Source organism: Mesorhizobium sp. M1396 (assembly GCF_040317725.1).
In the GTDB taxonomy this organism is placed as follows: Bacteria; Pseudomonadota; Alphaproteobacteria; order Rhizobiales; family Rhizobiaceae; genus Mesorhizobium.
The window spans coordinates 112,076-126,900 of the sequence record NZ_JAMYLA010000002.1; the positions used below are offsets into that span (position 1 = coordinate 112,076).

Below are 14,825 nucleotides of genomic sequence, written 5' to 3' on the forward strand. Positions count from 1 at the left end.
GATTCCACTGCTGAAGCATCACTTCTTGTTGCGCGAGAGCTTGCCGAGCAAATTGCCAAGCCCGGCCTTCTTCTTGGCCTTGATTTCGCTGCGCCCGGTCAGCACATGCGCGATTTCGTTGATCATTGCGACAACCGGGTTCTTGGCATCCATTTCGCCGAGCATGCGTCCGTTGTTGGCGGCATTGCCGAACAGCAACGGATCAAACCCAATGACCGACATCGGCGACAGGCCGAGCGGCTCGGCGAAATCGGACGGCGAAATCTCCGGGCGCTTCGGGACGCCGGCCTGGTTGATGACCAGCTTCGGCGGCGGGTCGTTGGGACGAAGCCGCTTCAGCATGTCGACAAGGTTCTTGGTGTTGCGCAGATTGGCCAGTTCCGGCGTCGCCGTGATGACGATCTCATCGGCCTTGATCAGGGTATTCTTGGTCCAGCCCGTCCAGACATGGGGAACATCGAGAACCAAAAGCGGCACGCTGCGCTGAGCGGTGTCAATGAGCTGCGTGAAGGCCTCGGAATCGAAATCATAAACCCGATCGAGCGTCGAAGGCGCTGCCAGCAGCGACAAATGCTCGGCGCACTGGGTCAGCAGCCGGTCAAGATAGACTTCATCGATACGCTCCGGCGAAAACACCGCCTCGGCGATGCCTTGCGCCGGATCCTGGTCGAAGTTGATGTTGGCCGTGCCGAACGCCAGATCGAGATCGGCGACGACCACTTCGGATTTGAATAGGGTGGACATCGCCCAGGCTACATTGTGGGCAATCGTCGAGGAGCCGACACCACCCTTGGCGCCGACAAAGGCGATCGAGCGGCCGAGCGGCTCGGCTTCCGGATCGATGAAAATCGACGATATCACGCTGACGATGTCGGCCATCGACACCGGTGCGATCACATATTCGGAAATGCCGTTGCGGATGAGTTCGCGGTAGAGACCAACATCATTGTAATGACCGATCACCACTACCTTCGAGGTCGGATCGCAATATTCCGAGAGCTGGGCGAGTTGCTCCAGCAATTGCTTCGGCTCGCTGCGCGATTCCAGCAGGATCAGGTTGGGCGTCGGCGCCGACTGGTAGAATTCGATGGCGGTGGGGACGCCGCCCATGTGGACCTTGAGATGCGCCTTCGTCATGCGGCGGTCCTCGCCGGCGCGCTCGACCGGATTGGCCACGCCCTCGGTCTCGCAGAATGCCTGGATCGAGATGCGCGGGATCGGCCGCAATGCCTGCATCGCGGCGATGTCCTGCTGCGAGGTATCGCTGCCGTCCACCGGGGCGTCGTAGGCAAGGTTGCTCATCGTCATGCTCTTTCCCGTGGCCTGTTCAATCCGAGACTGGCGGCTCAGTACGTCACTTCCGAATTGCCGAGGAACTCATCTGAGATGCCTCTCTTTTGGTAGACGTCGATGGCTTGGCTACGATTTGCCGGATCAATATTGGCAGGCTTGCGCGGGCCGAGCAGGTCGGTCGGGTTGGCCATCTGGGCGGCAAGATTGTTCTGATAGGAGCAGCCGAAGTCGGCATAGTGCTTGTTTTCCGACGTATCGACGAGGTCGTCGGGCCAGCGTCCGCATTTGTCGGTCTGCGCCCTCACCGCTACAAAGGCGACGCGAACCGGCGACGATACCTCGCTCGAGGCAGCCTGATAGGAGGTGACAACGATCCGGTTGCGCTTGACGCCGGCGGCGATCGCGAGCCGGCCAAAATCGCGGGCCGCCGCCGTCGCAGCGACCTCGTTGGCCGATCCGCTCGGGATTGCGATCGTCAGCGCCGGGGCGGCGCTCTTGTCGTAACCGTCGAGAAAGCCCGAAAGCGTATCGCGCTGCGAGCCGGTCATGCCGCGATCGCCGGCGCCCACCGGCAGGTCGATCTTCTGATTCTTTTCCGCGATCACGATCGGATGGTTGGTGCGATAATCATCCGGGATGGCGCCGACGGTGATGCTGTCGCGATGGGCGCAGCCGGCGAGCAGCGCCACAACCGCAACCGCCACGACTGGAACGGCTCGCCGGCAAACTTGCGAACGGCCAAAGCGCATCGTTGTGGCGATGGTGCTTGCCTTCAATACTAACTGAGACATGTCCGCTTCCCCGCTTACTTGTAGATGAAGCCGACGACGCCGTGGTAGCGGCCGTTGGGCTTGTCGGTCTGCATGGTGCCGTAGACGCGATTGACGCGGCCGAGGAACATGCCGGCGCCATCGCTGGCGGCGTTGAAATTGTCGTCCGGCTTGGCAAGGTCGTTGCGCGCCACCGGCTTCACCAGATAGGGCGTGATGATGATGACGAGCTCGGTCTCGTTGCGCACGAAGTCCCTGCTGCGGAAAAGCGCGCCGAGCACCGGGATTTTTGTCAGCCCGGGCAGGCCGTTGACGGCTTGCCTGACATCGTCGCGAACCAGGCCGGCGATCATCATGGAGCCGCCAGATGGCAATTCCACCGTCGTGTCGGCAAGACGCTTGCGCAGCGAAAGGGCATTCATGCCGATACTCTGATTGTCCGTGGATGCCGACACGGACCCCTCGGTTGTCGGTTCGGAAACCGAGGTTCTGACTTTCAGGCTTATGCGGCCGGGAGACAACACCACCGGCTGGAATTCCAGGCCGATGCCGTACTCGATCTTTTCAACGCTGTAGGTCTTCAGGCCGGTCTGGTTGTCTTGCGATACGTTCGCGGAAACGCCGGTCACCATATTGTATTCACCACCGACCTTGAAGGTCGCCTTCTCACCGGACACGGCGGTCAGGGTCGGCTCAGCCAGGGTCTTCATGACCCCCGACTGCTCCATGGCGTTGATATAGGCCTGCAGCCCCGAGGCGGCGATATTGAAGCCCGCATTCGACAGCGGCTTGCCGAGACCCGTGAAAGGGTCACTGAGCGCGCCGTAGCTGATGCCGTTGCTGCCGCCGCTGCCGACCATGTTGACGCCGAGCTGCTTCATCACCGAGCGGCTGACCTCGGCGACCGTCACCTTCAGCGTGACCTGGTCGTCGCCGATGATCTGGATCAGGTTGACGATCTGGCTGGTGCGGCGCTCCTGGTCCGGGTTGTTGATGTCGACACCGCTCTGGGCCGATCCGCCGGCCGCGGTCTGGGAATATTGTCCTGTCGTCGCTTCACCACCCGACACGAACATATTTGCCAGCTTTTCGGCCCGCTTGGCATCTAAGGGAGTATCCACGGTTCCTGTGAGAACGACGTTGTCGTTCAGCAGTTCCACCTTGACGGCCGACGTCGGCAGGAAGCGCCTGATATAATCCTCGAGGCCGGCAACGTCGCGTTCGACGGCCAGATCCAGACTGACTATCTGCTCGCCATTCGGGCCGAAGACAAAGATGTTCGTCTCGCCGACCGCCTTGCCGAACAGGTAGATGCGCCTTGCGGTGCGGGTCACCGCATCGGCCACCGCCGGGTTGGCGACGAGAATGTCGTAGGCATCGCTCGGCAGGTCGATGACCACCGACTTGTTAAGACCAAGCTTGACGCGCTGGGTGGCCGTCGATGCCGTGACCTGGGCGTTCTTTGCCTCGACAACGCTGCCTTGCACATTCGTTCCGACGAGCAGCAGGCCGAATGCCGCGGCTGCAATTGCCGGCAGTTTACCACTTAGCCTCATTTCCTTGCCCCTACTTCGGAAACTTCGCCCGACTTGATCAGCCTCACCGTTCCCCTGCGGCCATTGCCGGAAACGAGATAGTCGGCCTCACCCAGATTCTTTTCCTGCGTGTCCGCGACCGCCCGCAGCGCCAAGGTCAAGCGATCGGCCATCTGTTGGGCGACGGTGATGATCTCCGCCTGCTTGGGCGTTAGTTCCAGCGTGGCGGTCTGGCCCACCCTGGTCTTCTTGCCTTCCTCGTCCTCCTGAATGGTCTGGTCGATGGCCAGGACGCGGATGTTCTTGAGGATGGTCTCGGTGTTGAAACCGGCGCCAGCGGCGCTGGCATCGGCCCTGCGGGTCATGATGACATCGACGAAATCGTTCGGAAGAATGAAGCCGCCGGCCGACGTGTCGGCCGAAATAGCCGTGGCGACCGCCCGCATGCCGGAAGGCAGGATCGACGACATGAAGCTTTGCCCCTCGCCGATCAGCTTGGAACGCCGCAGAGGCTCTCCGGCATACATCGCCACACGGGCAAGAGAGCTCTTCAGCTTCTCCAGCGCCTCGGGCTCGGCGGCGCGGGTGATGAAATTCGCATTGACGCCGTCGGCGGGCCAGGATTGCCAGGCGATGTTGTTTTCGATCGGGCTGCCCATCGGAACGTCGCCCGAAAGCACAAGCACATCCTGCAGAGCCACGGCCGGGGCCTGGGGGCCGGAATCGACGACGACCTGGGGCGGCGGTGCCACCATGTTTTTCGCGACATAGCCCGCGCCGCCGGCCGCGGCCACCGCCACGCTCAGAATTATCAATCGCGATGCTGGCATCTGTCCGAACCCTTGCCCTGGCAAACCACGTAGCCAGGCCGGACTTTGCAGCGGCAATCGTCAAAACAAGGTTAATGTAATGCTTACGATCGTGATTAATTTAAGGTTTACATAAATTAGCCGGAATGCGCCCTGATCGGCCAAAATGGCCGGGGCCGGGCCTGTTGAGAACCGGTTGCGGCAATGCTGACAGATAAAATTAAATCGCGGTCAGGCCGCGAGCCTGGTGAGCGCCCATCCCATCAAAGGCGAATCCGGATAGGTCAGCAACCCACCAAGGCCGAGCGCTACGCCGTAGGGAACGCCTTTTGCCTCGTCGGCGAAATGGCGCAGAAACGGATTCTGGCCGGTAACGGCCGCAAGCAGCGACTTCCGGTAGAGGATGATCGCGAGCGTCAGCAGGCCACCGATGATTGTCGAGGCGACAAGATACTCGACGAGACTGACATTGAGACCCATCCACATCGCGGTGGCAGCCAGAAGCTTGGCGTCGCCGCCGCCCATGCCGCCCAGAGCGAACAAGCCGAACGTCACGGCCAGGACTAGGGCGCCGGCGGCGAAATGCCCGCCATAGGCCGCCCATCCCATGCCCGTCAGCGGCGCAACCAGCGCGAAGACGACGACGAGCAGCACCGGCACGCGATTGGCGATCGTCATCGACAGCATGTCGGAGATCGCGGCAAACAGCATGCAGAACGGAAAAACGACGAAGATCAGGGCTTCAAGCATCGGCGCTGTGCCTATTTGTCCGAATTCCACGGGCCCCAATCTAGGCATGTTCGATTAACGATTGATGAGGCCGAGAACGAAAGGACGACGGATGTTGGCAGCGGCATGGAAAAAGGACCGCCATGTGGCGGCCCTTTTCGAGAATGCAATCCAAGCGCTCAACAATATGGCAGATTAGCCGCCGCTGGTATTCAGGGTGGAACCGATAGCGGTGAACTTGCCGTTGAGCGCATTGCCGAGTGCGCCGGCGCCGGTGATGATGGCGAGCGCGATGAGAGCGGCGATCAGACCATATTCGATAGCGGTCGCGCCGGATTCGTCCTTCACAAAACGTGCGATGAGATTAGACATTCGAGAGCTCCTACTCCACGTGTTACAGCACTTCCGTCAACTTCTGTGATGGTTGATCGGATGCTGCCAATCTAGGGAGAAGCTCTTTCGATCGGCTTAATAAACAGCCTTACCGATTCCTTTCCCGGTTCGAATATATTGCGTGGTTAACTTCGGGCTAAAGTGCCGCCGGACCTTCCAATCCCGGGTTTGGCGGGGCTTGCGGCCCCGACCGGATCGCGCCTCGCGGGCGCCCTTGCCGGTCATGGCACCATTGGCAGCACCGCATGCTTAACCGTTGGTTCACCAATCTCGTTCATGTTCCGTTGATCAGTCTGCTTGCGTGGAGCGCCTCAATGGCCCAGCCGAGATCGTCAATCGTGATTGCCGCGCTTCTTGCCGCCACGACCTTCGTCGCGCCAGCCATGGCCGGCCCCGGCATCGAAGTCACGATGAACCAGGCCAAGATCGTCAAACTGTCGCGCCCGGCCGACACCATCGTGGTCGGCAACCCGGCAATCGCCGACGCTTCCGTGCAGGACGCCTCGACGATCGTGCTGACCGGCAAGGGCTTCGGCGTCACCAATCTGGTCGTGCTCGACACCGACGGCAGCCCAATCGTCGACGAGCAGGTTACCGTCGTGCGCCAGGCCGCCTCGTCCGTGCGTATCTATAGGCGTGCCGAAATCCAGACGATGTCCTGCACGCCCTATTGCGAAAGCTCCTACAAGAGTGATGCGGAGAAGTCCTCCGAAGCGGAAATGAGTGTCAGCCATTAGGATGGTGCAGCCGAATGCCGTTCAGGTTATCGGCTGGTTAAGAACCCAACGCCGACTTTAACGATCATCCAAACCGGACCTCAATCGGTTTGCGCTAGTTGCTCCTTCCGAGACCGCATAGAGATCGGCAGGATCAGACATGAGCAAGGAATTCGGCTGTGCAGGCGAACACAAGGCGAGACGCCCAAGGTTTTTCGCCCGTTTTCTTCGTGACCGCCGCGGCGCCACGGCAATCGAATTCGCGATCCTTTCCGTCCCGTTCGCATTGCTTGTCTTTGCCATTCTGGAAAGCTGCATCTCGTTCGCCGCGCAGGAAGTGATGGCCAACATCACCGACGATGTCGCGCGACGATTGCGCACCGGCCAGTTGAGGGCGGCCGACATCGCTGGAACCAATTTGCGGGACATGATCTGCACAAAACTGCAGATCATCGTTTCCCAGGATTGCAAGGATCAGCTGCAAGTGGATCTTCGCCAATATACGACGTTCGCCGACGCGGCCGCGGCCGGTTTCAAGATCCAGGGCGGCCAAATCATCCTGACGAACGGCACCGCCGAGCCGCCCTTTGCTGTTACGGCGGGTGCGCCGGAATCGAGGAACATGCTGCGGGTCTTTTACAAATGGCCCATCATGACCGACCTTTTGGCCCAGTCGATGGGCGGCAACAAGACGCTGCATTTCGCATCCGTGACCTGGCAGAACGAGCCGTTCGACAACTGAGTTCGAGGCGGATGCACGAGCAGCAAAAAGAAAAAGGGCAACGGGCATGATGCGTGCGGGGGCACATCTCAGGACTACGGGAGTTTGGCGGAAAGCAGGTCGATTCTGGGCCGATCGCCGCGGCATCGCGGCGGTCGAATTCGCCTTGATCATGCCTATTCTGCTGATCATGTATTTCCTGACAATGGAGGCGTCACAGGCCATCGAGACCAGCAAGAAGGTCAGTCGTATCGGCAGCATGGTGGCCGATCTCGTCACCCAGCAGACAAGCGTCCTCAAAGCGGATGTCGACGCCATCATGAAGATCGGCACCGTCACCCTTCAGCCCTACAGCCGCTCGGCCCCAAGCATCACCATAACGGCGATACAGGTCTCGGCCGATGGGACGAAGGCATTGGTGGTATGGTCACGCAAGTTGGTCGCGGGCGTCGCCAGCCCCGGCGCCGCCGCGACCACGGAGACCACCGTTCCAGCATCGCTCAAGGTCGCCAACACCTTCCTCATCCGCGTCGAAAGCACTCTCGGCTACACGCCGGTCATCGCCTGGTCGGCGAGCAACCAGCAGAAGCTCGGATTGACCTCGGCTTTCAGCAACATAACGATGGGCGAAACCTACTATCTGCGCCCTCGCAGAAGCGTGACGGTTACTTGCGGCGACTGTTGAACCGGGACGGCCGGGCAGTTTGCAGAACCGCTCCGGCTCTTAATCCCACGCGATTGCAGGTGAGAACCCGTTACGCAGATTTTCCGTTTTGGAATTGCGCTACTGCTGCTGACCTCTGCCCGAGACGAAGCGCACGATAGAAGCGGCCATCTCGTAATCCTTTGTTGTCACGATGGCGAAGCCGCCGGAATGCTTCGATTCCAGGAGGTCGTAGATATCAGGCGTCGTCGACTTGAGGTTGGTGAGGAACACGGTGAGCCGACGCTTGGCTTCAGGATCAAGATCGCTGCGCACCGCATGAGGACCATATCTCAGCAGGCCCGACGTCCACACGATCCGAAGTGCCGTAACCGAAAGCCCTGCCGCTTCAAGCCTGGCCTGCGTGCCCGATGCTTCCGGCTGACCGTCGGCAGCGGCCGTCGCCCAGCCGAACAGGCCATCGGCCCTACCATCGATCAGCATCGTCTCGGCGGCCGCGGCCGAGTCGGCATGGACCAGAAACGGTGCGTCTTCAGCGACCTCGCGGCCTTCCCCGGTCAAAGCCGCAAGTGGCAAGAGGGAACCGCCGACGCTGTCAGAAGGCGCCATGGCGATGCGATGGCTCTCCATCGCAGCCAGGTCGGGCAGCTTGCCGTCCCGCGTCAGCAGAACGGAGCGGATGCCGATCGCACCGTCGGAATCGACCGGAGCCACAAGCGGCTCGATACATTCGCAGCGCTGCGAGGCCGTCGCATAGGCGGTCGCCGAATAGATCGCGTATTCGATGCGGGCATTGGCCTGCGCCTCGATCAGCGCCGCATAGTCGTGGGCAACGACAAACTCGACCTTCATGCCCAGGGCCTTGGTGTAGGCGTCGGTCAACGCAGCCAGCCCGGGAACGGTGTTGCCGGCGCCTGGCTCGGCAACGATGCCGATGCGAAACGTGCCTATGTCATCGCGCCAGTCGGCATGCGCCGGACTGGACCAGACCACGGCCTGCACCAGCATGAGGGCAGCAGAGGCCTTCAGTGCAACGCTCCGAACCGCCGTCTCGTTTCCTCGACCCATACCCATCCGTCGCATCGTTGCGACATGCATTCCTTGTTCGTGCATGTCGTTGCCCAAAACCGCTGCGCACCTTTGGGCGACATCACTGGACTATCGCGCCAAGCCGTTGCCGTTTGGTTTCCGAATTGCCAATGAAGTCGCGGAACCCTATGTCTGGTCGTTCAAACTGGCAACCAACTCGATGGCGCGCGCTTTTCTCTTCGTTCTGGACTCTTTCGGCATCGGTGGCGCGACCGACGCCGACCGCTACGGCGATGCCGGCGCCAACACATTCGCGCACATCACCGAGGCCTGTGCCGAAGGCCGCGCGGATCGCGAGGGGCTTCGCGCTGGACCGCTGTTTGTCCCCCACATGGCCTTGCTCGGGCTTGGCAAGGCTGCCGAAACCGCGACGGGACTGGGCTTTGCCAGCAGCGGGACGGATCTGCTTGCCACGGCCTTCCACGGTGCCGCGCAGGAGATTTCAAGCGGCAAGGACACACCATCGGGCCATTGGGAAATCGCCGGCCTGCCGGTGCGCCTGGACTGGGGCTATTTCCCGGATACGGTTCCCGCCTTTCCGGCTGAACTGACCGAGGCGATGATCCGCGAAGGCAAGGTGCCGGGCATTCTCGGCAATTGTCATGCATCGGGCACCGAGATCATCGAGCGGTTCGGCGAGGAGCACATCCGCACCGGCAAGCCGATCTGCTACACGTCCGTCGACTCGGTCCTGCAGATCGCCGCGCATGAAGTCCATTTCGGCCTCGATCGGCTTTATGAATTCTGCAAGGTGGTACGCAAGCTGGTCGACCCGCTGAGGATCGGACGGGTTATCGCACGGCCTTTCGTCGGCGAAACCGCCGCCACTTTCGAGCGGACCTACAACCGCCATGACTACGCCGTGCCGCCGCCGGAGCCGACCCTGCTCGACCGGCTGACGGCGCGTGGCAGCCGTGTCATCGCCATCGGCAAGATCGGCGACATCTTCGCTCATCGCGGAATTTCGCAAGTGCGCAAGGCGGCGGGCAACATGGCGATGTTCGACGAGGCGCTGGGCGCGATGGATGATGCCGGCAACGGTGATCTCGTCTTCGCCAATTTCGTCGACTTCGACACCGAATTCGGTCATCGCCGCGATGTTGCAGGCTATGCCGCCGCGCTCGAAGCCTTCGACCGGCGACTGCCGGAGGCATTTGCAAGGCTGCGGCAGGGCGATCTTCTCATCCTGACGGCCGATCACGGCAATGATCCGACCTGGCGCGGTACCGATCATACGCGCGAGCGCATTCCGGTGATCGGCACCGGACCGGGTTTCAAGGGCGGCGACATCGGGCTGAGAACGACATTCGCCGACATCGGTGAAACCGTGGCCGAGCATCTTGGGCTGGCGCACGGCCGCTATGGCACTTCTTTCTATACGGCGATTGGCGGTCATGCCTGAATTGCCGGAGGTCGAAACCGTCCGGCGCGGACTGCAGCCGGTTCTGGAAGGCGCAACCATTGCCCGTGTCGAGGCGCGCCGACCGGATCTGCGCTTTCCATTTCCCGAGAAATTCTCGCAGCGGCTGACCGGCAAGACGATCACGGCACTTGGTCGCCGGGCCAAATATCTGACGATGGACCTGAAAGGCGGTCCCGTGCTGATCTGCCATCTCGGCATGTCGGGCTCATTCCGCATCGAAACGGCGGACGGCAGCGACACGCCTGGCATCTTCCAGCACGACCGTTCGAAGAGTTCCAACCACGACCACGTCGTCTTCCATGTCGTATCTCCGGCGGGCGCCCGATCTCGCGTGATCTTCAATGATCCGCGCCGCTTCGGCTTCATGTTGTTTGCGGAAGGGCCGAACGTTCATCCGATGCTGGCCGGACTGGGCGTTGAGCCAACGGGCAACACGTTGGACGGCGCCCTGCTTGCCTCATTGATGAAAGGGCGGCGATCGCCGCTGAAGGCAGCGCTTCTCGACCAGAGGCTGATCGCCGGGCTCGGCAACATCTATGTGTCGGAGGCGCTGTGGCGCGCCGGCCTGTCGCCGCTGCGCGAGGCGGGCACGATCGCCAAGCCCGGAAAGAAAGCCCAGGCCCAAAGCGAACATCTCGCCGAAGCCATTCGCTCGGTGATATCAGATGCGATCGCGGCAGGCGGGTCCTCACTGCGGGACTATATGCAGACCGATGGGTCCCTGGGCTATTTCCAGCATTCCTTCGCCGCCTACGACCGCGAAGGCGAGGCCTGTTCGAAACCCGGCTGCGGTGGCCACATCGAACGGATCGTGCAGAGCGGCCGATCGACCTTCTATTGCCGGACATGTCAGCGGTGAGTTAGACGAGCGCGAGCGAGGAGAAGCAGTCATGACCTATGAAACGATCATCACCGAGACGCATGGCAAGGTCGGACTGATCAGGCTGAACAGGCCGCAGGCGCTCAACGCGCTGAACTCGCGGATCCTGACCGAAGTGGTCGCGGCCGTGAACGGTTTCGGTGCCGATGCCGGTATCGGCGCCATGGTCATCACCGGTTCCGAAAAGGCTTTCGCCGCCGGCGCCGACATCAAGGAGATGCAGTCGATCTCCTATGCGGACGCCTACGCCCAAGACTTCTTCGTCGGCTGGGAGGAGCTTACGCGGGCGCGAAAGCCTGTTATCGCGGCCGTAGCGGGCTATGCACTCGGCGGCGGCTGCGAGTTGGCGATGATGTGCGATTTCATCATCGCCGCCGACACGGCAAAGTTCGGCCAGCCCGAAATCACGCTCGGCGTCATTCCAGGCATGGGCGGGTCGCAACGGCTGACCCGCTTCGTCGGCAAGGCGAAGGCGATGGACATGTGCCTGACCGGGCGGATGATGGATGCCGCCGAAGCCGAGCGTTCGGGCCTAGTGTCGCGGGTCGTGCCCGCGGGCGACCTTGTCGAGGAGGCGCTGAAGGCGGCCGCCAAGATCGCCAGTTTCTCGCTGCCATCGGTGATGATGGCAAAAGAGGCTGTCAACCGCGCCTTCGAGACGACGCTTGCCGAGGGATTGCGGTTCGAGCGCCGACTGTTTCATTCGCTGTTTGCGCTGGACGATCAGAAGGAAGGCATGGCGGCGTTCGCCGAGAAGCGGAAGCCGAATTTCACCAACCGCTGACGCCAATCCTTCAGCTGCGAAGAAGATGGTTGTTGGCCGCCAAAAAGAAGGCCGGGCAGCGTTGACGCGCCGGAAAAGCTGAACTATAAGCCCCACCAACCGAGGCGGCCCCGTGGCTGCCCGTTTGTTTTTTGCGCCCTGCGGCATCCCGCATGCGCCGACCAGATCAGAAGAGAGGCATCATGGCCAATACATCCTCGGCCAAAAAGGCAACGCGCAAGATCGTACGCCGCGCAGCGATCAACAAGAATCGCCGCTCGCGCGTGCGCACCTATATCCGCCAAGTCGAAGAGGCACTTGCCTCCGGTGACAAGGCCGCCGCGCAGGCTGCGTTCAAGATCGCGGAGCCGGAATTGATGCGCGCCGCTACCAAAGGCGTGATCCACAAGAACACGGCGTCCCGCAAGGTGTCGCGACTGGCTCAACGGGTCAAAGTCCTGTCAGCCTGACATTACTTGCCTACACTGACGTTGTTCGAACCCGGCCGTTTGTGCCGGGTTTTTTCGTTTGCCGGCAAGCACTTAAAAAGAATGTCCGGAAACGACGTTCTATGCGGATTTCACCATTGGGAATACTTTGCCGGCATATGCATGCCTGCACTTGATCAGCACGCTTGGAAATGACCGGCTTGCGGATTCTTAGATACCAGAAATAGTCTTTAATTTTCAGACGTTTACCGGCGGTGATCCACAGCTTGTCCACATCGAGCCGGGGCGATGGGGGACAAGTGGCTGTCAAGTGAATTATTTCAGAATATTTCTCTCAGCGCCCGGTTTTTCATATTCGCCGGAAAAGGGTTTGAATCACAATGGCTTTGTTAAAATGTGCCGTTGCGGTACGCCACCCGAACCCGCCTCCAGTAACCAGATTCCTTAAAAATCCGTTAGACGTGGCCTTGCCCTATCCACAGCGATTTCGGTAATGTCGATCTATCGAAAGGGACGGGCCTCTGGCCCTCAACCAGCCTGACACGGACCAGCTTAAATTGGCGGGATTTGCAACGCGGATCAAGTCTGCGGACGGGTTTGGTTTGTCTTTTTCGATGCGGTAGGGGACTGGCGTAACTAGACATGGCGGGTAGACGGCGGCCGGCGATCTTTTCGACGGACGGTGTTTTGTTGCCCTGACATACCCAACGCGGACTGGCTTCCATGAGCCGGCACCGGTTCCCGCAGACAATGGGCGACGTTCATCTGCCGGCGGCGGCAGCGGACATCGCAGCAAAGACGCAGTCGCCGGAACCGGATGCAGGAGGCGCATCCCCGGTGGAAAACAGGTACGGAAGGACAAGGAAAAGATCATGCAGAGCGGCATCGAAAGGGAACTTACGGGCGACCTCCCATTTCCTGGAACTTTGATCGGAGCAAAAGACATGGCGGTGTCCAGCGACGCGGAGCAAAAATTCGACCGGGTCAAGACTCAGTTGAAGGCGCGTCTGGGAACCGAAGTCTATTCGAGCTGGTTTGGCCGCATGAAGGTCGCGGAGGCTTCCAAGGGCATTGTCCGCATCTCGGTGCCCACCGCCTTCCTGCGCTCGTGGATCAACGGCCACTATCTCGACCTCATCTCCGAGCTGTGGAAGCAGGAGGATCCTGATCTCCTCAAGATCGACATTGTCGTGCGCACGGCGACCCGTCAGGGACGCAGCCAAGCCGAGCCGGAGGTGGTACCGGCACGCAAGATGACGCGGCAGACGCAGACGGCGCTTGCCGCGGGCACCGCCAGCCCCGGCCGGACAGAGCGTGCACCGGTTCCGCGTCCGGGCACGCCGGTCGAGAGCGAATTCCGGCACAATGTGCTGGGGTCACCGCTTGATCCTCGCTATACGTTCGGCTCCTTCATCGAGGGCCCGTCGAACCGGGTGGCCTTCGCCGCCGCCAAGGCAGTGGCGGAATCGCAATCGAGCGCGGTGCGCTTCAACCCGCTTTTCCTTCACGCAACCGTCGGGCTCGGCAAGACACATCTGCTGCAGGCTATCGCCGCGGAATCGCTGAAGCAGAATCCCAAGTCGCGCGTCGTCTATCTCACGGCCGAGTATTTCATGTGGCGCTTTGCCACCGCAATCCGTGACAACAACGCGCTGACGCTCAAGGAACAGCTGCGCGACATCGACTTGCTCATCATCGACGACATGCAATTCCTGCAGGGCAAGTCGATCCAGCATGAATTCTGCCACCTGATCAACATGTTGCTCGATAGCGCCAAGCAGGTCGTCGTTGCCGCCGACCGGCCGCCGTCGGAACTGGAATCGCTCGAACCGCGGGTCCGTTCGCGCCTCAATGGCGGTGTCGCGCTTGAAATGTCGGCGCCCGATTTCGCCATGCGCCTTGGCATGCTCAAATTGCGCCTTGCCACCGCCAGGGTCGATGATGCGTCGCTGAACATTTCGGAAGAGATCCTCAATCACGTTGCCCGCACCGTGACCGGCAGCGGACGCGAACTGGAAGGCGCCTTCAACCAGCTGCTGTTCCGTCAATCCTTCGAGCCGCAGATCACCATCGACCGGATCGACGAAATCCTCGGCCACATCTATCGAACCGGCGAGCCGAAGCGGATCCGTATCGAGGACATCCAGCGCATCGTCGCGCGCCACTACAATGTGTCGAAGACCGAATTGCTGTCCAACCGGCGCACGCGCACCATCGTCAAGCCGCGGCAGGTGGCTATGTACCTGTCGAAGGTGATGACGCCGCGCTCGTTGCCTGAGATCGGACGGCGTTTCGGTGGCCGCGATCATACCACCGTGCTGCACGCCGTGCGCAAGATCGAGGACCTTTCCGGCAACGACAACACGCTGGCGCAAGAACTCGAGCTCTTGAGGCGGTTGATCAACGACCAAGCCTGACCGGGCCGGGCGAGCCCGAACCGGAACAACACCGGAATTCAATGGCTTGCCTGTGCGGTCCGGGGCCCGGAATGGGCTCGTGGCGCCGCCTGGAAGCCGCCCGGATTTCGGTTTTACAACACCGGCTCGCGGGCTTCGTGCCCTTTATCCCCAGAAAGCCCGCGCAGCCGACCC

At 61.2% G+C, this 14,825-nt stretch carries 15 protein-coding genes; 8 read left to right on the plus strand and 7 right to left on the minus strand.

What is annotated here, in order from left to right:
- Nucleotides 1–18: 18 nt before the first annotated feature.
- The 6 genes from NKH02_RS01730 to NKH02_RS01755 all read right to left on the minus strand — a co-directional run bounded on the left by NKH02_RS01730 (nucleotide 19) and on the right by NKH02_RS01755 (nucleotide 5,508).
- Nucleotides 19–1,308 carry a CpaE/TadZ family protein gene (locus NKH02_RS01730; protein WP_352875859.1) on the minus strand — a complete coding sequence of 430 codons (1,290 nt, stop codon included), beginning with the start codon at nucleotides 1,306–1,308 and terminating at the stop codon, nucleotides 19–21.
- 38 nt (nucleotides 1,309–1,346) lie between these two features.
- The gene (locus NKH02_RS01735) at nucleotides 1,347–2,084 is read right to left on the minus strand and encodes a CpaD family pilus assembly protein (protein WP_352875861.1); all 738 of its coding nucleotides are present in this window, start codon (nucleotides 2,082–2,084) and stop codon (nucleotides 1,347–1,349) included.
- Between the two features lie 14 nt (nucleotides 2,085–2,098).
- Complete coding sequence (locus NKH02_RS01740) at nucleotides 2,099–3,619, minus strand: type II and III secretion system protein family protein (RefSeq protein ID WP_352875863.1); 1,521 nt, start codon at nucleotides 3,617–3,619, stop codon at nucleotides 2,099–2,101.
- Nucleotides 3,616–4,428 (minus strand): Flp pilus assembly protein CpaB, encoded by an 813-nt coding sequence (gene cpaB / locus NKH02_RS01745; protein WP_352875865.1) that lies wholly within the window; start codon nucleotides 4,426–4,428, stop codon nucleotides 3,616–3,618. Before cpaB ends, NKH02_RS01740 begins: the two co-directional genes overlap by 4 nt.
- Nucleotides 4,429–4,638: 210 nt before the next feature.
- A complete protein-coding gene (locus tag NKH02_RS01750; RefSeq protein WP_352870163.1) occupies nucleotides 4,639–5,157 on the minus strand; it encodes an A24 family peptidase in 519 nt (172 codons plus the stop codon).
- 174 nt (nucleotides 5,158–5,331) lie between these two features.
- Nucleotides 5,332–5,508: a Flp family type IVb pilin gene (locus tag NKH02_RS01755; RefSeq protein WP_352554696.1), complete on the minus strand. Its 177-nt coding sequence runs from the start codon at nucleotides 5,506–5,508 to the stop codon at nucleotides 5,332–5,334.
- Nucleotides 5,509–5,843: 335 nt separating this feature from the next.
- Here NKH02_RS01755 and NKH02_RS01760 point away from each other — a divergent pair, with 335 nt between their 5' ends.
- The 3 genes from NKH02_RS01760 (at nucleotide 5,844) to NKH02_RS01770 (ending at nucleotide 7,651) form a co-directional block, all read left to right on the plus strand.
- On the plus strand, nucleotides 5,844–6,266 hold the full coding sequence (locus NKH02_RS01760) for a pilus assembly protein N-terminal domain-containing protein (protein WP_352870162.1): 423 nt from the start codon (nucleotides 5,844–5,846) through the stop codon (nucleotides 6,264–6,266).
- Nucleotides 6,267–6,405: 139 nt separating this feature from the next.
- Nucleotides 6,406–6,987 (plus strand): TadE/TadG family type IV pilus assembly protein, encoded by a 582-nt coding sequence (locus tag NKH02_RS01765; RefSeq protein WP_352870161.1) that lies wholly within the window; start codon nucleotides 6,406–6,408, stop codon nucleotides 6,985–6,987.
- A 46-nt stretch (nucleotides 6,988–7,033) separates the two neighbouring features.
- Nucleotides 7,034–7,651: a TadE/TadG family type IV pilus assembly protein gene (locus NKH02_RS01770; RefSeq protein ID WP_352870160.1), complete on the plus strand. Its 618-nt coding sequence runs from the start codon at nucleotides 7,034–7,036 to the stop codon at nucleotides 7,649–7,651.
- A gap of 99 nt (nucleotides 7,652–7,750) precedes the next feature.
- On the opposite strand, the gene NKH02_RS01775 is transcribed toward NKH02_RS01770, so the two are convergent.
- Entirely contained in the window at nucleotides 7,751–8,698 is a 948-nt protein-coding gene (locus NKH02_RS01775) for a phosphate/phosphite/phosphonate ABC transporter substrate-binding protein (protein WP_352875866.1), read from the minus strand.
- Nucleotides 8,699–8,879: 181 nt separating this feature from the next.
- On the opposite strand from NKH02_RS01775, the gene NKH02_RS01780 reads away from it, so the two are divergent.
- The 5 genes from NKH02_RS01780 to dnaA all read left to right on the plus strand — a co-directional run bounded on the left by NKH02_RS01780 (nucleotide 8,880) and on the right by dnaA (nucleotide 14,651).
- Nucleotides 8,880–10,121 (plus strand): phosphopentomutase, encoded by a 1,242-nt coding sequence (locus NKH02_RS01780; protein WP_352876080.1) that lies wholly within the window; start codon nucleotides 8,880–8,882, stop codon nucleotides 10,119–10,121.
- Entirely contained in the window at nucleotides 10,114–11,001 is an 888-nt protein-coding gene (gene mutM / locus NKH02_RS01785; protein ID WP_352875869.1) for a bifunctional DNA-formamidopyrimidine glycosylase/DNA-(apurinic or apyrimidinic site) lyase, read from the plus strand. The genes NKH02_RS01780 and mutM overlap by 8 nt, the downstream gene beginning before the upstream one ends.
- A gap of 31 nt (nucleotides 11,002–11,032) precedes the next feature.
- Nucleotides 11,033–11,806 carry an enoyl-CoA hydratase gene (locus tag NKH02_RS01790; RefSeq protein ID WP_352870156.1) on the plus strand — a complete coding sequence of 258 codons (774 nt, stop codon included), beginning with the start codon at nucleotides 11,033–11,035 and terminating at the stop codon, nucleotides 11,804–11,806.
- A 182-nt stretch (nucleotides 11,807–11,988) separates the two neighbouring features.
- Complete coding sequence (gene rpsT, locus NKH02_RS01795) at nucleotides 11,989–12,255, plus strand: 30S ribosomal protein S20 (RefSeq protein ID WP_013533694.1); 267 nt, start codon at nucleotides 11,989–11,991, stop codon at nucleotides 12,253–12,255.
- An 851-nt stretch (nucleotides 12,256–13,106) separates the two neighbouring features.
- Nucleotides 13,107–14,651 carry a chromosomal replication initiator protein DnaA gene (dnaA, locus tag NKH02_RS01800; protein WP_352875871.1) on the plus strand — a complete coding sequence of 515 codons (1,545 nt, stop codon included), beginning with the start codon at nucleotides 13,107–13,109 and terminating at the stop codon, nucleotides 14,649–14,651.
- The last annotated feature ends 174 nt before the right edge of the window (nucleotides 14,652–14,825 follow it).